Source organism: Geodermatophilus sp. DSM 45219, from assembly GCF_900104025.1.
GTDB lineage: Bacteria > Actinomycetota > Actinomycetes > Mycobacteriales > Geodermatophilaceae > Geodermatophilus.
This window is the reverse complement of the sequence record NZ_FNIQ01000004.1, coordinates 176,310-197,247: the sequence shown is the minus strand read 5'-3', so window position 1 is coordinate 197,247 and position 20,938 is coordinate 176,310. Positions and strand designations below refer to the sequence as shown.

The window sequence follows — 20,938 nt, the reverse complement described above, 5'->3', positions numbered from 1 at the left end:
GGGGCACGTCCTTTCTCAGGGGTTGTCTCTGCTGACGCTTGCGTCGCCGCGGTCGGCTGCAGGGCTCTTGGGGGACATCTGTGGAGGACCGACCGGGCTGTGTGCGCTCGAAGGGCGGTGATCGGTGGCGCCGCGCGTGGGAAGGGCGGCGACGCAGTCATCGAGCAGCCGCCAGTGCAGCTCGCGAGCCGGGTGCCGGGTGGGCAGCGGAGCGGCGGCGGCCAGCGCGGGCAGCCGAGCGCCCACGTCGTAGCCGGCGGCCGCGGCACGGGCGAGCGCTGCAGCCAGCGGCTGCCAGTCCGGGCCGCAGACGAGGCGGGCGTCGACTCGGGCCACGAGTTGCCGCCAGGCCGAGCCGTGGGCTGCGTCGTCGCCGTCCTCGGGTTCGCTCTCCAGGTCGGCGGCGATCTGCAGGATGCGCGTGGCGATCGCGCGGCGGCCCTCGGCGGTCGCGGCGTCGCACCAGGCGGCCAATAGGTCCGGGGTGTTCCGGGCCATCCACGCGCGGCTGATCCGCACGCCGGCGAGCATCGACACCCAGTCGCCGCGGTCGGACGGCGAGGCGTTGAGCATCACTCGCCTCCTGCCGCTTCGGGGCGGTGGCCGGTTCGGGTGGCGCCGAGGTCGCGGTCGAACAACGCTCGACGCGTCGCGGTCGCCTGCGGGCTGTCGTATTCGGCAGCCCAGGAGCGGGAGGGCCAGTCGGTGTGCCGGCCGGGTGGACAGCCGATGCCGAGCCGCTCGGCCAGGCGGGCGTGGAAGGCGGGCAGCGCGTAGCGGTGCCACTCCTCCAGCGCGTGCGGAGCCGCCGCGTCGCCGGCGATCGCACGCAGGCAGGCCAGGACCGCGAGTTCGTGCACGAGGTGGGGGTGGGCGGGCCAGCACGAGGGAATGGCCTGCGTGGTCTGCCAGGCGTAGCTGTGGTTGAGCCAGGCGGCCACGTCGTCCAACCACGGCCACAGCCGGGTGCGCACCGGAGCCGAGCAGGTCGCCGGGTCCCAGGGCCGGTCCAGCAGCCGCAGGCCGGCGGGCTCGAGGCCGGCGTCCTCGGCCTGACGGAGCTGCTCGAAGGCCCGGCGGATCTCCCGCGGCGGCGGAGGGAACCGCACGGCCAGTCCGACATCTGTCATCGAAGGCCCCGCTCGACCGGGGTGAGACCCACGCGGGCGGCAGCGGCGTGCGCGCGACCGGTTCGCTCGACCATGCTGACGGTGTGCTCGCGGGCGGCAGCGACACGGTCGCGGGCCGAGGCCTGTGCTGCCAGCAGCTGCGCGCCGCGGCGTCCGGTGAGGCAGCGGGTCAGCCCGGCGATCAGCGGTGGGGCGTTCTCCGCGACGACCAGAGCCCGGCCAGGCGGCAGTTGGCGAATCTCTTCCGGGCGCAGCACGGGCACGGTCTCGCCGTGGGTGGATCGGGACCATCCGGCGCCCCGGTAGCTGTAGGAGGTGCGCCGGACCCGGGTGCTGCCCAGCAGCTCGGAGAGATCGCGGTAGAAGCCGCCGTCCTTGCCGCCGCCGAAGGCGACGAGCACGTTGGTGAGCCCGAACAGGGCGCGGGCCTCGTCCTCGCCGTAGATGAGCACCAGCTGCCGCCACGTCTGTGCGGCGTAGAGGAAGCTGATCCCGAGGGCCCGGTCGTTGGCCATCCGGGTGCGCAGAGTGGGCAGCGGCGCGGTGGAGGGCAGCTCGTCCAGGCAGGCCAGCAGCGGTGGGCACAGCCGCCCCGTCGGGGCGTCGCCTGCCAGCTGCAGGGCGGTGTCGAGGACGTGCTCGGCCAGAGCCGTCATCAGCGGGGCCGCCGAGGCGTAGGGATCCTCACGGCCGAGCAGGTAGACGGTGCCGCCAGCGGCAAGCAGCGCGGCGATGTCGGTGGCCGGCCGACCGGGCCCGGGAGTGCACCGGCGGCGGATGTCGGCCTGGAAGAACAGGGTCAGCGCCTGCTGCACCGTGGTGGCGGTGTTCCCGGCGGTGCGCGGGTCGCCGTGGAGAGCACCGTGCAGCAGCCCGTCCCAGAAGGGCGCGGCGTGCGGATGAGCGCGCAGGACGTCGGCCGGCTGGGTCGCCGCCTGAGGGTGGGCGGCCCACTCCAGGACGTCCTCGATGGTGCGACCGGTCAGCGCAGCGGCGTGCAGATAGCCCTGCAGCACCTTGGCGGCTTCGAAGGCGTAGAAGCGGGCCGCCGAGTCGGTGGTGCCGCCGGTGACCGCACCGGGAACGGTGCCGGCGGTGAAGGCCTTGGCGCGGCGCTCGGCCGTCATGGGATCCACGCAGCCGGCGACGGGGTCCCATACCAGCTCCGGCAGTCCAGGAACCGCGCCGAAGGGGTCGAGCACGGCGACCGGGCGGTCGCCGGCCGCGCGGTCGTCGAGGGTGAGTAGCAGGTCCTCAGCCTTCGTCAGGGTGACCAACGCCGCGCCGGGCGCATCGAGCAGGGCAGGGGCGAGCAAGTCGAGGGTCTTGCCAGACCCCTGCGGGCCGTAGACGCCGGTCGTGCGGTCGAAGGGCACCCACAGCTGCCCGGCGGCGGGGACGGCGGCGTGGCCCAGCCGCCATCCCACGTCCGTGTTCACGACGCGGCGAGGCCGGCGAGCCGGGGACAGATCGGGGCGGACGACGGGTCCGACCCGCCGCAGCCGCTCGCTGCCGAGCACGTCGGCGACCTGGCTGCGGGTGGCCATGCCCGATCGCCCGGTCAGCCATCGGTGCCCGGCCCAGGCCGCTCCCCCGCTGGCGGCCAGGAAGAGTGCGAGGCACCCGGCGATGGCGGTGTAGACAACCGCGGGCGGCGGCAGCGCCGCCGTCTGCGCGGCGTCCAGCCCGGCGGTGGGCTCGGCGGTGAGCAGGCCGCCGACGGAGGTGACCAGGGCGGCCGACCCGTGCGGCCACACCCAGCCGCCGCCGGACAGCAGTGCCGCTGCTGCGCGGGCGGCCGGCAGCAGCACCGCGGCGGCCGTCAACCACACCAGGACGGCGGCGAGCGGGATCTCCCAGCTGGCCGGGCCGACGTCGGGCCGCGACTGGCCGACGTTCACCGCCGACCGCCTGCGTTCGCGTGGTGCATGGCTTCTCCCTCGTTAAGGTCCAGGCGGCTCATGCGGCATCGGAGGAGCGCAGGTCGACGCCGCGGTCGGCCAGCCACGGGCCGGGGTCGACCGGCACGCCGTCCTGGCGGACCTCGAAGTGCAGGTGGACACCGGTGCTGTTGCCGGTCGAGCCCTGGAAGCCGACCAGCGTTCCGGCGGCGACGTACTGGCCCGCGGTGACCGTGTAGGCGGAGAGGTGCCCGTAGCGGGTGGTCACCCCGCCGCCGTGGTCGAGCTCGACGAGGTTGCCGTAGCCGGCCAGGCTCGGGCTGCCGTCGCGGTCGCAGTAGTCGCTGGTGCACTCGGCTCGGAGCACGGTGCCGTCGGCGGCGGCGTAGACGGGCGTGTTGCGGGGGCCGGCTATGTCCACGCCGGCGTGCAGCGTTCCCCAGCGGGACCCGTAGCCGGAGGTGACCGTGCCGGCGGTGGGCCGGATCCACGCCCCGGCGGCCACCGGCAGTCCCGGGCAGACGGCGGGCGCTGCGCCGGCGGGGGCGGCCGCTGCGGCCCGGGCGGTCGGCCACAGCATGGCGGTCAGCTCCCGGGCCAGCGGCGCCCAGCGGGCGTAGGCGCCGCCGGCGGCGGAGATCTGCACGGCCTGGGCCGCCTGCGTGAGCGGGATGGTCTGCCAGTTGGGCACCTCGACCAGCCGGGCGTAGAAGGCCTCGGCGGCGTAGACGGGGTCCATCAGCTCGGCGACGGTGCCCCAGCCGGCGAGCCAGCGCTGCTGAAAGGTGTTGACGCTGTCGTGGTCGGAGCCGAGGCCGTCGTGCGGGTACTGCAGGCTGGTGGCGGTCACCGTGGCCTGCTCGCCGGTGAGCTCGGGGCTGCTGCCGTCGTTGGCCAGCATCCGGATGCGGGACTCCTGGTAGGCCGTGGCCAGCGCCACCGTGGCCGCGTACGCATCCAGCCCCCGCGCGGCGGCGACGTCGGCGATGGTCTGCGCGTGGCCCATCTGGACGGCGTCCAGCTCGATGCCGGCGACGGTGGCGCCGGTGCCGCCGATCGAGCAGGCCGAGGACGCGGTCGGCGTCGGCGCCTCGTGAGCACCGATGACCGCGAGGGGGATCAGCAGCAGCGTGAGCCCCGCGAACACCGGGAGGGCGCAAGGAGCGGCGGCCTGCCACAGCCACGCCCGCGCGTACGAGTGCGCCATGCGCGCCGCCGTCCCGCTCACGTCGGGCCTCCGGCGGCGAGCGCCTCGTTGGTGTAGGTCAGCCGCAGCTCCGGCCCGGTGAGGACGGTCTGCACCTTGAACGCCCGGTCCCCGACCAGCCACAGCGCCCGGCCCTTGCCGGCGACCGCCCAGCCGGTGACCAGCCGCTGGGCGGTCGGCGTCAGGCCGAGCATGCTGCCCAGCTCGTCGCCGACGGCCTGGTCCTGGCCGTGCAGCACCTTGACGTCGCACAGGTGCAGCAGGTCGCGGGCGATGGCGACCGCCTGGGACGTGGCGTCGCCGGCGGTGAGCATGTCCGACGGCTTGTGGGCCAGCAGGACCTGCACGTCGGCGTCGCGGCGGGACAGCCGCAGGTTGGCGTCCAGGCTCTTCATCGCCTCGGCGCCCAGGCGCATCTGCCGCCATGTCTCGTCGCGGACGACGATGCGCAGGTCACCTGGGTCGGCGATCTCCCGCATCGCCTGACCCCAGGAGTTGAGGCAGGTCAGCGCGATGCCGACGGCCTGGTCACCGAGCGGCTCGAGGCGGGACAGCGACAGGGACTGGATCGGGGCGCGCCAGTCGACCTCGATCGACGTGTGGTCGTCGAACAGCCCGGCCAGGGAGCCCTTGACCAGGGAGCCGAGCGCGTCGCGCAGCGTTCGGGTGGCGTCGAGGAAGTGCCGCCGGTCGGCGTAGCGGCAGCCGCTGACCAGCTCCGGCGGAGGCTCGTCCAAGGCCTGCCAGAGCTGCGGGATGGTGGGCTCGGTCAGCCGGGTGGCTCCGCTGCGGTATCCGGTGAGCAGGCGCAGCGCCGCACCGACGGCGGTCTCCTCCACCGGGCCGAACGGCACCGCCTGGGAGGCGACCAGCCCACGGAGCAGTAGGAGCCACCGGGCGAAGACGAGCGCCTCGCGGCGGCGGGCCTCGGCGGCGTCGAGTCGCTCCCAGCCGTGCCCGAGCGGACCGAAGGCCAGCGGGTTGACCCGGGCGGGCAGGCCGTGGCCGATGACGAACGGCTCGACGCCGAGCGCGCGGCACAGCGGCTCGTACTCGTCCTTGGTGTCGCCGAGGACCAGGGTGCGGTAGCCGTAGGCGAGCATGCGCAGCGCGAAGGCCTTGACCGTGGCCGATTTGCCGCGGCCGGGCTTGCCGAAGACGACGACGTTCGGGTTGGTGACCGGGATGTCGTCGTCGGTGACCCACCCGACGGGGTCGCAGTAGAACGCGCCGCCCGACAGCAGGTCGAGTCCCATCTGCGCGCCGGTGGGTGGCAGGCCGGAGGTGGCGATCAGCGGCCACACCACCGGCGTCTGCTCCGATGTCATCCGCCACACCGACAGCGGGGCGAGCGCCGCCGCCCGGCCCCGGCCGCGCCCGCGGATTCCGCGGCGGGGCACCAGCTGGGTGAACGGGCCCCGGTCGCGCGGTGCTGCATTCGCCGGAGGCTGAGGAGGCAGCCGGTGGCCGAAGTCGTCGAGCAGGACGGCGACGTCCCGACCTCGGCGGGTCCCGCGGCCGTTCACCGTCGGCTCCGGCGGTCGGGCAGACCGACGCCGAGGGGAACGGCGGCGGCGGCGAAGCCGGAGTCTTGCGCCAGGTCCAGCCGCAGCGGTACGTAGCCGGCAGCGCGGATGGACGCATCCAGTCGCCGGCCGTGCTCGGCCACCGGCCACGTCGCGGGGACCGTGACGCAGGCGGCGACGGCGGGGCGGACCAGTGCCCGTCCGGCCGCGAGCTTCTCGTCCGCCGCGCCTATCCGCTCGGTGTCGCGCCGTTGCCGGGCCCGCTGCCGGAAGCCCATCCGGGCGCGCAGCTCGTTGCCCGTGGTGGCACTCATCTCCTCCCGGCCGACCAGGCGGGTGGCCCGGTCCAGCGGCATCGGGGCCAGGAAGACGGTCAGGCAGCGCCGCTCCCCCGCCACCGTCGGCACCAGCACCGGGGCCAGCGCGCCGAGCACCGCTCCCGAGTCGGGAAGCAGGACGGTGTCGGTGACCGACGCCCACGCGTCGTGCGCGTAGTGCCGTACCTCGGCCCGGGCGTGGCTGGGGCCGGCGGCGGCCATCGGCACCCCGGTCGTCAGCTGGGCGCCGTCGGCGGCGGCCAGGTCGGCGGCGATGAGCTGGCCGCGCTCACCCGGGGCGAAGCCGGTGCGGACCGCGGCGGCGAGGGCAGCGGAGTCCAGCCAGGTGACCGCGGTGCAGCCGACCGCTCCGCGAAGCGCCCCCTCCACCTCGGCCATCACACCGTGCAGGACCCGGGCGCGGCCGTCCACACCCCCGCCGGACTCCCGCGCGGCGCGGCTCATCCGCGCCTCGCCGACGACCACGGTGACGAAGGCCTCGGTGCGCACCGCGGCCGGGGTGAGGGTGGCCCCGAGGAGCGCGTTGATCCGGGCGGCCAGGGGTGCGGCGTCCGCGCGGGTGTGGGCTCGTTCCCAGGCCGCGCGCTCGGTGCCGTCGTCGGGCACGGTACGTACCTGCAGGGCCAGGACGTCGACCAGCTCGGTGCGGGCAGCGAGTTCGCATAGCTCGGCCAAGCCGGCGCCCATCCGGTTGCGCTCGTCCGGTTCGGCCAGGCCGATCCCGGGATGGGTGATCGACGCGACGGCCGCCCAGGTCCGGGCCGCGCAGTTCTGCACGATCACCGGGCGGGTGAACAGCTGACCGAAGGGCGGCCCGTCGTGGGTGCGGATGCCGGCCAGGACGCCCGGCAGATCCGCCTCGGCCAGGTCGTCGGCCGTGCCGGACACGGCCCGGGAGCCGAACACCGTCCATCCCATGAGTGCTCCGATCGCGTGCAGGAAGAGATCAACCAGCCAGCGGCCGGCCGAGCGCCCGCGGACCGGCACCAGCAGCACCGCGGCCAGCAGCGCCCACACCGGCAGCCACAGGACGAACAAGCTCCAGGCCTGGGCGTTGAGGGCGAGCAGCGCCGGAACCCCGGCGAGGGTGACCAGAGCCAGTTGGGCGCCGGTCATCCCGAGGAACCAGCCCGAGACGTCCTTGGCGTAGTCGCCGTATCGGGCGGCGCTCACCGCACACCGCCGTCGCCAGGTCCGTCGTCGGTCCGCGGCATCCGCGGGGTCGGCGGATCGGTATCGTCGGGTTCGCCGACCCCGCTGCTATTGACGGGCTGAGCCGGCCAGGCCGTGGCGACCGGACCGTCGCCTCCGTCAATCCCGTGCGGTCCGGACGTCGTGCCGCCGAGCAAGCGGGAGCCGTCCTCCCGGCCGGGCGGCCGCCCGAGCCGGGGCCCGTTCGGTACCGGCTGCCCGTAGTAGGGCGCGGAGTGGCCGACGCCGGCGCCGGCGAGCACGTCGGCGGCCGAGGCAGCCACGACGGCCGCCAGCCGGCCGGCGGTGGAGGTACCGGCGGTCAGTGCGCGGAGTGCCCCGGCGAAGCGACCACTGGTCGTCGCGTCCGCCGTCGACTCGCCCTGGGCGCGGTCACCGGCCAGCTGCGCCGCGGCTCCCGAGGCGGCCACCCCACCCGAGGCCGCGGCCACTGCGGCGCCGGCGGCCCGACCACGTCCGCCGCCGAGGTTGCTCAGTGCACCCACGACTCCGCCGGAGGCGGCCAAAGAGGAGCGCAGCGCGGCCCCGCTCGACGTGCCCGGGTCGACGAAGGCCAGGAGCCGGAACAGCGCCAGCGGGCAGATCGCGCCGAGCAGGATCAGCAGGCAGCCGACCACCGCCATCCCGATCGCGGCCTCGGTGCTGGTCTCCTCGGCCCCGGTGACGATTCCCTCGGTGATGGTCACCCCGACGCCGAGGACGAGCACGGCGACCGGGGCGACCAGCAGCGCGGCCAGGAACCATCGCAGGCTGCGCCAGAACCAGGTGCTCGACGACTGCGCGAGCAGTCCTCCTGCCGAGATCGCCGAGGTCGCGGCCAGCACGATCAGCGCTGCCTCGCGAACCAGCATCAGGAGCAGGTAGCCGACGCTGGCGGGTACGAGCAGGAAGATCGACGAGACACCGAGCACGGTGGCGACCGTTCCGTCGACCAGGTCGCGGCCCACGCTGATCGACGGGTCGAAGGCGGCCATGGTGTCGATGCCCAGCAGGCTGCGCAGCAGCGCGGTGGTCAGTCCGGAGACGCCGGTGACCAGCAGCGCCGCCACGCCGACGTAGCCGACCCACACCAGCCCGAACTGCCCCAGCCCGATCAGCAGCCGGCCCAGGGTCTGCCCGTCCCGGCGCACCGCCGCGGCCCCGAGCTGCACGAGCGCCATCAGTGCCGCGACGGTGGCGCCGATGCCGAAGGTCACCGGATAGATCCCGGCCAGCGGGCCGTCGGCGGAGAGGTCCGGGGTCGCCAGGGCGTCGATGACCGAGAAGGCCAGTCCCAGCAGCCAGAGCCCCGCCTCCCAGAGTGACAACATGGCGCTGACCCACACGTCGGCCACCACCGCGCCGGCCGCCTCGCCGATCACGCAGAACGGGTTGATCGGCAGGCACGGCAGCGAGCCATCGTCCGCCGCCGGAGCTGCGGGGAACGCCACGACCGTCGAGTCAGCCGAGGCCGGAGCCGCAGTCGCCAGCCAACCCACCACCGCCAGCATCAGGGCGACGACCAGCATCAGCGGACGCGGCGATCGGCCACCTCGACCGAGCCGTGGCCTAGCCATGACGCAGGTCCCGCCAGCCGGCGGCGAGCGCCGCGTCGGTACCCGGCCAGACCGACGGAGCCGGCGCGGGCTCCGCCCCCGCTCCGATCACCCACCGGTCCCCGGTCCAGGCCATGCGCTGGCAGTCGGCGATCGCGATCCGCGACGTCTCCTCCACGGTGACGGTGAACTCGAAGTTCACGCACACCACCGCGAAGTCCTCGCCGACCGTGCCCTTGACCAGTCCCATGACCGGGCGGACCACGATGGCCAGCTGCGGTGACCCGGCACCGGACAGCCCCGCCGCCGACAACAGGCTGGCCATGCCATGCGCCCCGGACCAGGTCTGCGGGGTGGGGCCACCTGGCGCGGCCCACTCGGCGATCACCTGCCGCACGCCGTTCATCGAGCCGGTCTGCATCGCCGTCACGTCGATCGCCGCCAGCTGCGCCAGGGCGCCTTCCGGGGTTCGGGGAAAGCCGGTGGGCACGTCGGCCGGGCCGACGCCGGTGGCGCGGGGCACCTCGAGACCGTCCGCGGCCTTATTCGACACCGGGCCCGGAAGCGCGGCGTCCGGGTCGGCGGTCGGCATCGGCGCGGCGGCGAGCGCGTCCTGCCGCGACGGGTCCGTGGCGGGAGCGGCCGCCCGTGGTGCGGCGCCTGCGCCGTCGCGCTGGTCCCCGGTCAGTGCTCCGACGACCGCAAGCACCAGTCCGGCCAGCACCGCCAGCACCGCCAGCGCGCTGACCGCGATCAGCACGAGGAGACGGGCCGGTCCCCACGTCGACGTCTCCCCCACCTGACGTTCGGCACGGCGGCGCATCAGGTGCACCCGCTGCCGGTGATCGAGTCCAGAATGACGAGGATGACCGTGTAGGCGATGGCCACCATCACCACCACCGCGACGCCCATCGCCCCGTACCGGGAGGCGTGCGGATGGGAGAAGATCCGCCCGACGAGAATCGAACCCAGGGACACCACCGCGCCGATGCCGATCAGCGCCAGCACGCCCCACTTCACCCAGGCGGTGACGTCGTCGGCGAAGCCCTGCATTCCCGGCGGTGCGGCGGGGCAGACCGCCGCGGTGATCTCCGGCGCCGCCGTGGCCGGTCCGCTGTTCAGCACCACCAGCCCGGCGACGACGAGCGCGACGGTCGAAGCTGCCCGTACCGCCGAGGCCCCGTGCCCGACCGTCATCGGTTTGCTCCGGCTCGCCTGGTCCGCACTGCCGGGAGCCGGTGCCGAGATGGGGCCGCCGGGGCCACGAGCTCTGCCAGCGCCCGGCCGGCGGCGGCCACCGATTTCGGTAGCCGATCCCCGGTCAGCCCGGCAATCTGCAGACGCCGGTCGAGCGGCACCGAGACCACTCGCCCCGTCGACCGCGCCTTCCGGAGCCGGGGACCGCAGCTGGCCTCCACCAGCCGTGGCCATCGCGCCGGGCCCACCGCCGCGACCGCAGCCTCCCCGCCGACGGCCGCCAGGACATGCTCGGCCTCCCGGACCGCTGGAACCGTGAGCCGGATGACGACCACCAGAGCGCAGCCGACTAGCGACCCGGGCGAGTCGAGCAGCGCACAGGTCGTCGACCAACCCGCGTCGACCACCACCGTGGCGTCTGCGGCCTCCGGGGGCCGTGGCAGCGCTCCGTCGGCTGGGTGCTGAGCGAGCCGGACGAGATCGAGTCGACCGCGGCGACCGCACCGCCACCCGGCGGCGTCGGTGCCCAATTCGATGGTCGGGGCGGCCGACAGTCCCGACCGGGCCGGCTCGGAGTAGTCGACCAGCTGCACCCGCCGGTTCTCCGCCAGCCCCTCGGCCAGCGCCAACGCAACGGTGGAAGCACCGGCCCCGGCGTGACCGGCCACGACCAGGACGGCACGGCCGTCGATGCCCGCTCGCGTCCACGGGGCGTGCGAGCGATCCGGTTGGCCGGCACTGCTGGGCACCGCGGCCCCGAACGCCTGATCTCCGTGGGCGAGGACGTCGTCGGTGACGTCGTCGAAGAACCCCGAGCGGATGGCCACGACGGCCGCGCGCATGGCGGGCACGGTCATCGACCGTGCCGCGTGAGGATCGGTGGGGCGGGTGGGCGCCGTCGCCGCCGACAGCGGCGCGTCAGGGCTCGGTCGGCCCCGCCTCGATCCCCGTCGTGGAGCTGTCGTCTGCATGCGCCGACGGTGGCGACCCAATCCCCAGTGGCCCTCCAGCCGGTCGAAGCACGCAACCTCTGGCGGCGTTGTGGGTGTCGGTGCACCCTGCTGCGGGCGGAGACGTCCGCACCGGAGAACTACTGGAGGAATAGCGGAGAACGCGTGCCGGGGGCCGGTGGATGATGCCGCCCGGTTCGGGGCCGTTCAGCGCGCTCCACGAGCGGGGCGCTGCCGTCGGCGGTCGGGTGGAAGGCCGGTAGGTCCGGAGGCTACTTCCATCCCGCGGCGTCCCACCCCGCCAACAGCAGGCCAGCCAAGGAGCCGCTGTCAGCCCATCCACTGCTGGGGTAGCGCGAGCTGCCAAAGGCTGGCGACGCTCACGAGCGCCTCTCGGTGGTCCACGTCGGCGGGATCGAGGGCAGTTGCCTGGACCAACTGGACTGGGGCGTGGTCGTAGATGGCCCAGCAGTCTTCAGCGTCGTCATGGCGGCTGCGGTAATGGATGGCGTCGGGCCGGTCGTCGCGGTCCCGGATGGCGAGGGAGCAGGCGCGGGTGAGGTCTCGCCCGAGGTCAGTAGACAGACGCACGGCTGCCTCGTCCAGGTGCGCCTTCTGCCGCCCTCCGCCCAGGGCCGCTTGGCCCTCCGGGCTGTCCAGCAGAGCGCGTACGGCTGGCTCGCGGTCGAGCTCAGCCTGTAGGCCCGGGTCATTGATCGACAGCGCGACCAGCCCCTCGACCTCCAGGAGACCTACCTGACGACCGTCCAGGAAATCAGCGACGGCTCGCGCCTCCACCTCCTGGGCCGCCAGCATTGCCTGGCCCTCATCCCCCAGGTCCGCGTCATCGACGACCTGGGCCTCCCGCATCAGGGCTGCAGGGTCTGGCCGCAGCCATGCGAGTAGTTCGAGCAAGCATCCCCGCAGGGACCGCCCGGTGTACCGGACGACGTAGCGGTCCATCGTCCTGGGCCGGGGGTCGTCGAACCGGTTGGGCCCCACGGCGTCCCGTGGCGTCGGCAACTGACCCGGCTCGAAGGCCACCCGGATGACACCCGCGGTAGGGAGCGGCGTCGTGCGAGCAGATGGACGTCTGGAGGGCAGCCTCATGCCTCAAGCAGTGCGTCGACTGCTCTCATCACGCGCTCCTCAGCCTCACCCGGCTGCTCGTCGGCCAGGACGAGCAGCGGAGCCTTCCCATCCAGTGCAGGGTTGCTCCCTCGCAGGAACGCCGCCGCCACTGCCGGACCGAACACCTCGGTCACGGCGTACGTGGCCCGAAACAGCGCCTGGATGCGGTGCTCCTGGTCGTCTCCGCCGCGGATCGGTCCTCCGCGTTCCCAGCTCTGCACCGTGCGCGTGTCCTTGACCCCCAGAGCTGCAGCGGTCAATCGCCGCCCCAGGGTTTTCTGCAGGTAGGTGAGCTTGACTGCCGCCGTCTGGCTCACCGACCCCTTGTAGGCAGCCTCCAGTGCTCTCTGCACCAGTTCAGCTCTGGACACGCCTGCACCCTCGCAATCACCCTCGCAATACAGCCGCATTTAGCCTACATTTTACGCGCATCGTCCCGCGCGTCAGGGTGCTTGCGGGCCCCTCGTCAGGAGGACTCATGGCCAAGAGCAGCAACAACCGTCACGTCGTGCCCAGCCCAAAGGGTGGCTGGGACGTCAAGAAGCCCGGCAGCACCCGGGCAGCCGGGCACGAGGCGACTCAGAGCGCCGCCATCAGTAAGGCTCGAGCGCAAGTGCACAAGGCCGGCGGCGGAGAGGTGCGCATCCATGGCCGTGATGGGCGGATCCGTGATTCGGACACCATCGCTCCTGGCCGGGACCCGAACCCCCCACGCGACAAGCGCTGACCTCGGTGGGCGACAAGCGCTGACCTCACTGGTCCCGTTCCTCGCGGCGGGAGAGCGGCTCGGGAGTGACCAGGCCGTCCTCACGACGCACGGTCGAGGAACTGCCGGCGGGCGCGGTTGATGGTCTCCGCCGTGCTCATGGGCAGGTCCATCTCGTCCTCACCGTCGTGGACGGCCACAATGCGCCCGACGTAGGTCTCGGCCTCGGCGCGGTGGCCCTGATGAAAGGCCACCCACATCGCGTCGAGCAGGGCCTGCTCGTCGTCGGGCGCGACGAGCAGGGCGGTGACCGAGGCTGTGCTCGCGGCGGCCAGGTCGCCGTCGGAAAGGGCCGTGGAGACGACCTGGTGGGCGACGTCGCAGACGGCTGCGGTGAGCGTCAGGTCCAAGCCGTCCAACCACTCGTAACCGGCCGGCCGCTGCGCGAATGGCGGGCCGGACACCAGCCGCAGAGCGGCCAGCAGGTCGGGCAGGCCGCCGTCGTCGCGTACCGCGGCCCGGGCCCGCAGCTGGCGGAACAGATCCGCGTCGACCAGCACGCCGGTCAGCACGTAGCGGCCGCGGTGGCCGGAGCTGAGGTGCTTCTGCCCGGTGGCGGGATCGGTGCCCAGCCAGGCTCGAGCGCCGGCGGCGACCCGGTGGACGTAGGCGCGGGCGCTGACGGGATCGGTCCTGCCGCCGCGGGCCGGCTGCAGCGCGGTCGCGGCCTCGTCAGCCGTGGCTCCGTGCGGGCGGGTGGCGAGGTAGGCGACCGTCTCCTCGTAGCGGCGCCGCAACCCGGACCTGGCGACGGCCGCCTCATCACCATGCGCGCGCAGGGCGACCGGTCCGAGCAGGGTCAGTCGCGGCCGGGCACAGTCCGACGACCACCAGTCGGCGAGATCGCGGTCGAGTTGGGCGAGGTCGTCCTCGACCTCCCTGCGCACATCGGCTGGCGCTGCAGACACCGGCACGTCGGGGACACCGCCGGTCGTCCACGACGTCCCTGCCCGCGGAGCACTGCCGGTCGGCGTGGGTGGCGCCGAATCCGGGACGGCCTCGGTAGCGGAGCCCCGTTGGAGCCGTGGGGTCGGGGCGGAGGTCGGTGGTGCTGCGGTGTCCGGGCCGGTCAGGTCGTCGTGGAGCGCGCCGGCGGCGTCGGTGTGCACCTGCCAGGGACGGTCGCCGTCGGCGGCCGGAATCGGAGCATCCTCGGAGTCGCGCTCGAAGGCCAGCAGCGTGGCGATGTCGCGGGCCTGCTGGGCGGTCAGCTGGGGCGCCGGCAGCCGCAGCCCGAGTGCGGGGACGAGCAGCGACCCGTCGTCGGTCAGCGTGAGCAGCCACTCGTCGCTGACCTCCTCCGGCTCGGCGCCGAGCACCAAAGCGACCGTTCCGCGCCGCTCCCGGGCCCGCTGGACGGCGACGGTCTCGGCCAGTTCGCCGATCTGATCGGACGGATGTGGGACGAGGACGACCTGCGGCATCCAGCCGTCCCCGGCTCCGGCCCGCAACCGCCCGTCCAGCACGTCGTCGCCGTCCGACTCGGCGGCTTCCGCCAGGCCGGGGTGCAGGCCGGCATCCACGGCGCTGTCGACCAGGTGAACCCGCTCGGGGGCGAGGTCGACCAGTTCCTCGCCGAAGCCGACGGGCGTGACGGTGAGCAGGTCCGACCAGCCGTTGACGGCCAGCTCCGCGGACACGTGCCGGGCGAAGTCCTCACGGCGGTCGGCCGGTCCGGTCACGTACACCGCACCGAGCCGTTCCAGGTCCAGCAGCCAGCGGCCTGCGGTGTCGGTGCCGATGGTGACCAGAGTCGGGTACGGCGCCAGGCGGGTGCGGGCCACCTGGGGATCGACGCCGGTGTCCTGGTCGAGCCGCGCCGACCACCGGAGGCCGGTGTCGTCCGCGGTCCACGGTTCCGGCGGAGGACGGTCGGCCGGAGCGTGCAGCCGTAGCTCGAGCCGGCCGCCGTGAAGTCGGGCGGCGACGACGTCGGGGAGTTGCGCTTCCGGATCGGCGGAGATCTGGACGGCGAGGCCGCGCAGCGCCAGGTCCAGCGCGGCGTAGTCGGCCATTCCCTCGTCGGCCGCCGATGCCACGACCGTCTGTGTGGCCGACTGCGTCTTCGGGACGGGTGCCAGCCGTCGGCCGGGACGGCGGCGGCGTAGCCGCTGGCGGCGATGCGTCAGCCAGGCGGCGCCCACACCTGCGGCGAGCAGCGCCCCGCTGCCGACGAGCACGGCCGCCAGCTCCGAAGGGCTCGCGGCGGCATCCCCGCCGTCGGCGTCGGCGTCGGCGTCGGCGTCGACCGCCGCCTGCTCCGATGGCTCAGGCAGGCTTTCCGGGCTCTGCGAGGCGGCCGGTGTGGGCGCGGGCTCCGCCGGGACGACTGGCTCGTCCTCGTCCGGCGCCGGCTCGTCGGCCGGGGGTTCAGGACCGGTCGGCGGCGGAGCGTCAGCGGCCGCGGGGTCGGCCGGCGGGAGGTCGAGAACCTGCCCGGGGCGGATCAGGTCGGGGTTGGTGAATCGACCGCCGCCGGGCAGCGGTTCGCCGGCATTGAGGTCGAAGATCGGCTGCCAGTGCTCCAGGCCGTGCTGCTCGGCGAGGTCTGCCAAGGTGTCCCCGGGCTGCACCGTCACCTCGCCGGCGGTCGCGCCGGCTTCGGGAAGACGTGCATCCGGTGGAAGGACCAGCGTCCAGCCAGGGCGGATCAGCCCCGGGTCGGTGAGGAGCGCGCCGTCGGGCTGGGGCCGGCCGCGGTTGAGCTCGAGGATCTCCTCGAAGCGGGTCCAGTCGCCCAGGTAGCGGGCGGCGATGCGGCCGAGGGTGTCGCGCGGGGCAACCGTGTAAGTGGGCCCGGCCGCGGCCGGGCCGGTCGGCCGGGGCTCCACGGGCGGTGCAGGTGCCGGCGGGGGCTCCTCGTGGCCGACCGGCTGCTCGGCGACGACGGGTGGGCCGGCCAGGGCGGGAGCGGCCAGCAGCGGCCCGCTGCCGACACCGAGGACGGCAGCCACGAGCAAGCCGGCCATCTGCTGCGGCGCTGCCAGGCCAGGCAGTCGCATCGGTGGCCGGCCGCGCAGCTGGCTGGCGAGCTCGACGGCCACCGAGAGGGTGAAGCAGACCCACGCGACCCAGCCGATGACCACGAGCAGACCAAGGAAGAGCGCCCCGGTGTCCGGGCCGCTCAGCACGGTGGTCACCTGTTCCCAGGAGGGCAGCTCGTCGGGCAGGTAGGCGCCGCCGAGCTCCCAGAGCGCGATCGGGACGCCGGCGACCGCGGCCGCCAGCAGGACTCCGGCGATCAGCCGGCGTAGTAGGTCCTGCGCCTGCGGTGATGTGGTCATGGGCCCGCTCCGCCGTTCTGGCCGGTCCCGCTGATCAGGTCGGCGGTGCCGGTGCCCTCCACGGTCAGCGTGGAAATCCCGATCAGGCCGAGGAAGGTCGTGGGCTCGGTGATGGTGGTGGTCACCTGCAGGGTGTCGCCGTCGACGACGGTCACCGCGCCCTGCACGTCGTTGCGGTCGAGGTAGCTCTGCGCGACGGCGACCGCGGCGGCCGGATCGACGCGGATCTGCCCGGTAAGGGCGGCGGCGACGTCGAGAGCCTGCCCACCGGCCCGAGCGGACTCGTCGGCGATCGCATTGGCTCGCTGGGTGGCGGCCACCTTGGCACCGCCGTCGACGGCCAGGCCGACGATGAGCAGCAGCCCCGGAACCAGGACGGCGAGGAAGACGCTGACCGCGCCGCGCTCGGCGTCCTCCCTCCGGAGGCGCTGTCGGGCACTCATCGCTCGCGGTAGGCGTCGACGGGGCTGGTGAAGGAGGCCTCGACGGTGACCGATCCGGGCAGACCGGGGGCCAGCACGTCGGCCATGCCGACCACGCAGGTGATCGACACGGTGACGTCGCCGGGCTGGCCGGGCGGGGCGAAGAAGCCGGCGGTGTCGATGTCGACGGTGGTGCGCTGGCAGCGCAGGTCCTGGGCTGCCAGCGTGCGCTGCGCCTGGGCGTCGGCCAGGGCGGCGGCGGTGGCGGCGTCCCGGGCGAGGGAGGCCTCCCTGGCGGCGGCGCGGGCGGCCTCCTGCACGGCACCGTCGGCGATCTGGGTGCGTCCGGCGACGATGGCGAAGGACAGCAGCAGGAGCAGCGCCGGGGACAGCAGCGCCAGCTCGACCGACACTGACCCCCGCTCTCTGGCCTGGGGACTCATGGCGTGGGCCGTTCGACCGGGCCGATGGCGGTCTGGGTGACCGACCACCCGGACAGGCCGGGGAAGAGGCTGAGCGAGGTGCCGGTCACGGTGACCTCGATGCTGGCCGGTGAGCCGCTCACGGTCACGTCCCGGCCGGTGAGCAGATCTTGCGCGGTCTGGTCGAGGAAGCCCTCGGCGGCCGACTCGGCGCGCGCGGTCGAGGCGGGCTGCACCCGACCCTCGCGGGCCCCTTCCTGGGCGGCCCCGAGCGCGATCGAGCGGGCGTAGAACCACAGCGCCGCCTGGATCAGCGTCATGACCAGCAGCAGCACCACGGGGAAGGTGACCGCCAGCTCCACCGACGCCGCGCCGCGCTCCGCCGACAGGCGCCGATCCACCTCGCCGGCGGTCCGAGCGCCCCGGTCACGGGCGGGCCGGGACGGCGGTGTGCGGCCGCGGAGGCCGGCGGGGCGGACCACGGCTCGGCTACTGGATCGAGGACGAACGGGAGGTGACCGCGTTGGCGATCACCGCCACGAGCGCGACGGCGATGCCGATCAGCGCCACCGTGATGATGACCTGCTCGACCGACAGGGAGCCGCGCTCCGGCTCGTCGCGGAGCTCGCGCAGCCGGTCGCGCAGCTGCGCGCCGACGACGGTCAGGACAGTGAACAGCGAGCTCATCGGGGTTCCTCTCGGGTCGGGATTACCGGGTCAGGTGGCCATCAGGCGGGCCAGGGCGGGATAGAGGAACAACAGGAGAAAGGCGATCGACAGCAGGGCGACGGGGGCGGTGAGCTTCTCGCTGGCGGTGTTGGCCGCCGCCTCCTCCTCGGCCAGCAACTGCACCCGCAGCGACTGCGCGCGGGCCCGCAGCGTCGGGGCGATCGACGCGCCCTCGACGGCGGCGACCGCGGCGATGTCGGCGACGTCGGCCAACTCGCCGACACCGGTGTCAGCGGCCAACCGGCGCAGCCCGTCCCACGGCGGGTCGCCGGCCAAACGGGCGGCGACCAGCGCGTCGGTGAGCCGCCGGAACACCCAGCCCTCCCCCAGGGCTGCGGCCCGCTCGAGGGCGATGGTGGGGCCCTCGCTGGCGTCGCGGCGCAGGCTGACCAGGTCCAGGTAGGAGCACAGCGCCCGGCGCATCTGCCCGCGGGCCTCGGCGGCCTGGTCACGCACGACGAGGTCGACGACGAGGAACAGCACGCCGGCCAGCGCCAGCGACCCGGCCACCGGCACCACCACCGGCAGCCGGACGCCGGTCAGGCCGAGCACGGCGGTCAGCAGCGGAACGAACACCACGCCGAACGCGGCCAGGCCGACCTTGCGGGCGGCGTAACCCTCCGGCGTCCAGCCGATCAACACCAGCGCGGAGGACGGCGCGCGCAGACCGGCGGCGGGCAGCCGGGCTGCGGCCCAGGCACCGGCGCGGCCGGTTGCCCGCGCCCAGCGATCGCCTGCCTCCGGGATCGGCCCGACCGCGACCGGGACCCCGCGCCCTTCGAGGCGGGCCAGTGCGTCGGCCAGCCGGGGCTGTTCGACCACCAGAACGGCACGCAGCAGCAGGAACGCGCCGAGTCCGACGAGGGCCCCGGAGCCGATCAGCAGTGCCTGGCCGCTCACCGGACCGGCACCTCGGCCGACTGGGGACCGGTTGCCCACCGGCTGCGGTCGGGGTCGACCAGAAATCGGGGCAACGGCGCAGGTGCGGTGAGCCGGCGCATCCACAGCAGGCAGGCGACGATCAGCCCGGCGATGACCGCCAGCACCAGCTGCCCGACCCCCGTGCCGTAGGGCGCCAGGTAGTTCCCGTTGAGCGCGGCCAGCCCGGACGCGGCGACGGTGATCAGCAGCAGCCAGCGCGCGTTGGCGCGGGGCTTGGCGCGGTCGGCCTCGACCTTGCGGCGCATCGTGACTTCCTCGGTGAGGCTGCCCGCCAGCTCGGTCAGCACCCGCGCCAGCCCGGGCCCGCGCAGCTCCGCACCGAGCAGCAAGGCGGCGACGACCAGATCCCCGGCGGCGTCGTCGAGGTCGTCGGCGAAGGCCAGCAGCGCTCTGGATGTCGACCAACGCGCCTGCAGCCGCGCGGCCAGGGTCGCCACCTCGGCCGCGATCGGCTCGGGAGCGGTGCGGGCCGAGCGGATCAGCGTCTGCTCCAGCCCGCCGCCCGCGCCCAGCACGTCGGAGGTGCGGCGCACCCACTCCTGCAGCGCCTCCAGCCGCTCCACTGCGGCATTGCCGCCGGAGAACTGCCCCAACAGCCAGGGCACCCCGATCACAGCCAGTCCGGCCAGCGCACCACCGACCGGCCACCCCGAGACCAGCCACACCACAGCCGCCACCGCGGCTGCGGCCCCCCGCAGTGCCTGCTGCCGCCGCACCGCCGGCCGGTCGGGCCGCGTCGTCGGTCGCGGCTTGCGACGCCGCGACCTAGCCGGGGGCTCGGCAGCGGTGAGCGCGTGGGCGGCCAGCAGCAGGCCGCCGACCGACAAGGCACCGCACACGCCGGCCAGCAGCCCCGCGCCGCTCATCGCCGTCCCCCAGCGGCGCTCGGCCAGTGACCTCGGCCGGCCTGCAGCCAGTCGGGGTCGAAGCCGACGCGGACGTAGTCGGCCAGGTCCACCGGATCGTGCTCGGGCACCGCCCGCCCGTCGGCCCCAGGGGCGAAGACGTCGGTGACCGCCGGGCGGCCGCCCTCACCGATGCCGTTGCACTCGACCACCTGGCTGACGAACCGCTGCCGCTCGCCCCCGATCCACCGTTCGTCGACCGTGGTGATGTGGACGATCAGGTCGACCGCCGACGCGCACGAGCGGTAGGCATGGTCCGGGGTGACGGCGGCGCGGCCACGCATGCACAGGTTGGCCAGCCGCTCGAAGGCGTGGTGCGCAGAGCGAGCGTGCAGCGTGCAGGCGGACCCGCCCTCCCCCGCCTCCATCACCTCGATCAGCGGCCACGCCTCCTCGCCGCGCACCTCGCCGAGCCAGACCCGGCTGACGTTCATGACCAATGCCTGCTCGACCAGCTCCGTCAGCGTCACTTCGCCCAGGCGGCGGCCGTCCGGAGCACGCTCGCCGGTCCCTTCGCGGGCCTCGAACGGCACCACCCGCGGATGCCGGTCGGGCAGCTCGTGCAGCAGCAGCTCGAAGTGCTTCTCGATCGTGGCGAGGTTCTCGCTGACGGGGAGCTCGTTGGCCAACGCCCGCAGCAATAGCGTCTTCCCGGCGCCCTGCGCACCGGTGACGATGATGTTCTTGCGGGCCCGCACCGCTGCACGGAGGAACTCGGCAAGCGCCCGGTCGACGGCTCCCAACTGCACCAGGTCGTCGAGGTCGACGTTGCGGATGCGGTGCCGCCTGATCACCAGCTGCGGGCGGGGCGCGGTCTCGATCACCGCCGCCAGCCGCGACCCGTCCGGCAGCCGCATGGTCAGCAGCGGGCTCGCCGTGGTCAGGGTTCGCTCCGCGCGACCCAGCCGGGCGGCGATGTGCTGCAGCTGGCGGACCAGGTCCTCGTCTGAGTCGGCGATCGGGTCGACCCGGACGTCGCGGCCATTGGCGTAGCCGATCCACACGTTGTCGTGCCCGTGCGCCTCGATGTTCTCGACCTGCGGGTCGTCGACGTAGGGCTGCAACCGGCCGAGACCGAACTGTGCGGCGAACACCGCCTCGGCGATCGCCACCTCGTCGTCAGGAGTCGGCACCGCCTGCCCGGCCCGCATGCGTTGCCGGACCAGGTCGTCGATCCCGTCCTGGGCGAGTGTGCGGGCCAGCTCCTGCTGCGCCGCTGCGCTGAGCGCCGGACGGCGCTTGAGCTCTTCGGCCAGCGCCGTCGCCGTCGCCTCGTGCAGCCGGCGCACCAACGCCCAGTCCACCGTGGCGGGCGACGCGTGGAGTCGTCGAGGCACGGCC

Annotated in this window: 21 protein-coding genes; 1 reads left to right on the top strand and 20 read right to left on the bottom strand. The window is 74.2% G+C overall.

Translation table 11 applies throughout. The features are described 5' to 3' along the window. Nucleotides 1–15: 15 nt before the first annotated feature. From BLR12_RS13890 to BLR12_RS13835, 12 genes are all read right to left on the bottom strand, one after another. Nucleotides 16–573 carry a hypothetical protein gene (locus tag BLR12_RS13890; RefSeq protein ID WP_091379920.1) on the bottom strand — a complete coding sequence of 186 codons (558 nt, stop codon included), beginning with the start codon at nt 571–573 and terminating at the stop codon, nt 16–18. Further along, nucleotides 573–1,130 carry a hypothetical protein gene (locus BLR12_RS13885; RefSeq protein ID WP_176832515.1) on the bottom strand — a complete coding sequence of 186 codons (558 nt, stop codon included), beginning with the start codon at nt 1,128–1,130 and terminating at the stop codon, nt 573–575. The genes BLR12_RS13890 and BLR12_RS13885 overlap by 1 nt, the downstream gene beginning before the upstream one ends. Beyond that, on the bottom strand, nt 1,127–3,031 hold the full coding sequence (locus tag BLR12_RS13880; protein WP_091379083.1) for a type IV secretory system conjugative DNA transfer family protein: 1,905 nt from the start codon (nt 3,029–3,031) through the stop codon (nt 1,127–1,129). The genes BLR12_RS13885 and BLR12_RS13880 overlap by 4 nt, the downstream gene beginning before the upstream one ends. Nucleotides 3,032–3,089: 58 nt before the next feature. After that, nucleotides 3,090–4,259: a M23 family metallopeptidase gene (locus BLR12_RS13875; protein ID WP_255363497.1), complete on the bottom strand. Its 1,170-nt coding sequence runs from the start codon at nt 4,257–4,259 to the stop codon at nt 3,090–3,092. After that, nucleotides 4,256–5,764: an ATP-binding protein gene (locus BLR12_RS13870; protein ID WP_091379080.1), complete on the bottom strand. Its 1,509-nt coding sequence runs from the start codon at nt 5,762–5,764 to the stop codon at nt 4,256–4,258. Before BLR12_RS13870 ends, BLR12_RS13875 begins: the two co-directional genes overlap by 4 nt. Continuing rightward, entirely contained in the window at nt 5,761–7,275 is a 1,515-nt protein-coding gene (locus BLR12_RS13865; RefSeq protein WP_369803445.1) for an SCO6880 family protein, read from the bottom strand. Before BLR12_RS13865 ends, BLR12_RS13870 begins: the two co-directional genes overlap by 4 nt. Continuing rightward, the gene (locus BLR12_RS13860; RefSeq protein WP_255363496.1) at nt 7,272–8,822 is read right to left on the bottom strand and encodes a hypothetical protein; all 1,551 of its coding nucleotides are present in this window, start codon (nt 8,820–8,822) and stop codon (nt 7,272–7,274) included. The genes BLR12_RS13865 and BLR12_RS13860 overlap by 4 nt, the downstream gene beginning before the upstream one ends. 40 nt (nt 8,823–8,862) lie before the next feature. Beyond that, complete coding sequence (locus tag BLR12_RS13855) at nt 8,863–9,609, bottom strand: hypothetical protein (RefSeq protein ID WP_369803444.1); 747 nt, start codon at nt 9,607–9,609, stop codon at nt 8,863–8,865. 62 nt (nt 9,610–9,671) lie between these two features. Then, nucleotides 9,672–10,046, bottom strand: a complete 375-nt coding sequence (locus BLR12_RS13850; protein ID WP_091379074.1) for a hypothetical protein — start codon at nt 10,044–10,046, stop codon at nt 9,672–9,674. Then, on the bottom strand, nt 10,043–10,888 hold the full coding sequence (locus BLR12_RS13845) for a hypothetical protein (RefSeq protein WP_255363495.1): 846 nt from the start codon (nt 10,886–10,888) through the stop codon (nt 10,043–10,045). Before BLR12_RS13845 ends, BLR12_RS13850 begins: the two co-directional genes overlap by 4 nt. A gap of 438 nt (nt 10,889–11,326) precedes the next feature. After that, on the bottom strand, nt 11,327–12,040 hold the full coding sequence (locus BLR12_RS13840; protein ID WP_176832514.1) for an RES domain-containing protein: 714 nt from the start codon (nt 12,038–12,040) through the stop codon (nt 11,327–11,329). Between the two features lie 62 nt (nt 12,041–12,102). Beyond that, nucleotides 12,103–12,498, bottom strand: coding sequence for an antitoxin Xre/MbcA/ParS toxin-binding domain-containing protein (locus BLR12_RS13835; protein WP_176832513.1), 396 nt, complete (start codon nt 12,496–12,498; stop codon nt 12,103–12,105). A gap of 107 nt (nt 12,499–12,605) precedes the next feature. Here BLR12_RS13835 and BLR12_RS13830 point away from each other — a divergent pair, with 107 nt between their 5' ends. Further along, a complete protein-coding gene (locus BLR12_RS13830) occupies nt 12,606–12,854 on the top strand; it encodes a DUF2188 domain-containing protein (protein WP_091379064.1) in 249 nt (82 codons plus the stop codon). A gap of 80 nt (nt 12,855–12,934) precedes the next feature. On the opposite strand, the gene BLR12_RS13825 is transcribed toward BLR12_RS13830, so the two are convergent. The 8 genes from BLR12_RS13825 to BLR12_RS13790 all read right to left on the bottom strand — a co-directional run bounded on the left by BLR12_RS13825 (nt 12,935) and on the right by BLR12_RS13790 (nt 20,934). Beyond that, complete coding sequence (locus BLR12_RS13825) at nt 12,935–16,177, bottom strand: LysM peptidoglycan-binding domain-containing protein (RefSeq protein WP_091379061.1); 3,243 nt, start codon at nt 16,175–16,177, stop codon at nt 12,935–12,937. Then, entirely contained in the window at nt 16,174–16,620 is a 447-nt protein-coding gene (locus BLR12_RS13820; protein WP_091379058.1) for a TadE/TadG family type IV pilus assembly protein, read from the bottom strand. Before BLR12_RS13820 ends, BLR12_RS13825 begins: the two co-directional genes overlap by 4 nt. Beyond that, nucleotides 16,617–17,012, bottom strand: a complete 396-nt coding sequence (locus tag BLR12_RS13815; RefSeq protein ID WP_255363494.1) for a TadE/TadG family type IV pilus assembly protein — start codon at nt 17,010–17,012, stop codon at nt 16,617–16,619. Before BLR12_RS13815 ends, BLR12_RS13820 begins: the two co-directional genes overlap by 4 nt. Nucleotides 17,013–17,038: 26 nt before the next feature. Further along, entirely contained in the window at nt 17,039–17,422 is a 384-nt protein-coding gene (locus BLR12_RS13810) for a TadE/TadG family type IV pilus assembly protein (RefSeq protein WP_255363493.1), read from the bottom strand. A gap of 88 nt (nt 17,423–17,510) precedes the next feature. Then, nucleotides 17,511–17,708 carry a hypothetical protein gene (locus BLR12_RS13805; RefSeq protein ID WP_091379053.1) on the bottom strand — a complete coding sequence of 66 codons (198 nt, stop codon included), beginning with the start codon at nt 17,706–17,708 and terminating at the stop codon, nt 17,511–17,513. A gap of 30 nt (nt 17,709–17,738) precedes the next feature. Next, on the bottom strand, nt 17,739–18,650 hold the full coding sequence (locus tag BLR12_RS13800) for a type II secretion system F family protein (RefSeq protein WP_091379051.1): 912 nt from the start codon (nt 18,648–18,650) through the stop codon (nt 17,739–17,741). Next, nucleotides 18,647–19,558 (bottom strand): type II secretion system F family protein, encoded by a 912-nt coding sequence (locus tag BLR12_RS13795; RefSeq protein ID WP_091379049.1) that lies wholly within the window; start codon nt 19,556–19,558, stop codon nt 18,647–18,649. The genes BLR12_RS13800 and BLR12_RS13795 overlap by 4 nt, the downstream gene beginning before the upstream one ends. Further along, nucleotides 19,555–20,934, bottom strand: a complete 1,380-nt coding sequence (locus tag BLR12_RS13790) for a CpaF family protein (protein WP_255363492.1) — start codon at nt 20,932–20,934, stop codon at nt 19,555–19,557. The genes BLR12_RS13795 and BLR12_RS13790 overlap by 4 nt, the downstream gene beginning before the upstream one ends. Nucleotides 20,935–20,938 lie beyond the last annotated feature (4 nt).

What these genes read in the sequence shown, in the direction of transcription:
- BLR12_RS13890 (WP_091379920.1), bottom strand. Translation starts at nt 573, where the DNA reads ATGCTCAACGCCTCGCCGTCCGACCGCGGCGACTGGGTGTCGATGCTC.
- BLR12_RS13885 (WP_176832515.1), bottom strand. Translation starts at nt 1,130, where the DNA reads ATGACAGATGTCGGACTGGCCGTGCGGTTCCCTCCGCCGCCGCGGGAG.
- BLR12_RS13860 (WP_255363496.1), bottom strand. Translation starts at nt 8,822, where the DNA reads ATGCTGGTCGTCGCCCTGATGCTGGCGGTGGTGGGTTGGCTGGCGACT.
- BLR12_RS13850 (WP_091379074.1), bottom strand. Translation starts at nt 10,046, where the DNA reads ATGACGGTCGGGCACGGGGCCTCGGCGGTACGGGCAGCTTCGACCGTC.
- BLR12_RS13845 (WP_255363495.1), bottom strand. Translation starts at nt 10,888, where the DNA reads ATGCGCGCGGCCGTCGTGGCCATCCGCTCGGGGTTCTTCGACGACGTC.
- BLR12_RS13830 (WP_091379064.1), top strand. Translation starts at nt 12,606, where the DNA reads ATGGCCAAGAGCAGCAACAACCGTCACGTCGTGCCCAGCCCAAAGGGT.
- BLR12_RS13825 (WP_091379061.1), bottom strand. Translation starts at nt 16,177, where the DNA reads ATGACCACATCACCGCAGGCGCAGGACCTACTACGCCGGCTGATCGCC.
- BLR12_RS13820 (WP_091379058.1), bottom strand. Translation starts at nt 16,620, where the DNA reads ATGAGTGCCCGACAGCGCCTCCGGAGGGAGGACGCCGAGCGCGGCGCG.
- BLR12_RS13805 (WP_091379053.1), bottom strand. Translation starts at nt 17,708, where the DNA reads ATGAGCTCGCTGTTCACTGTCCTGACCGTCGTCGGCGCGCAGCTGCGC.
- BLR12_RS13795 (WP_091379049.1), bottom strand. Translation starts at nt 19,558, where the DNA reads ATGAGCGGCGCGGGGCTGCTGGCCGGCGTGTGCGGTGCCTTGTCGGTC.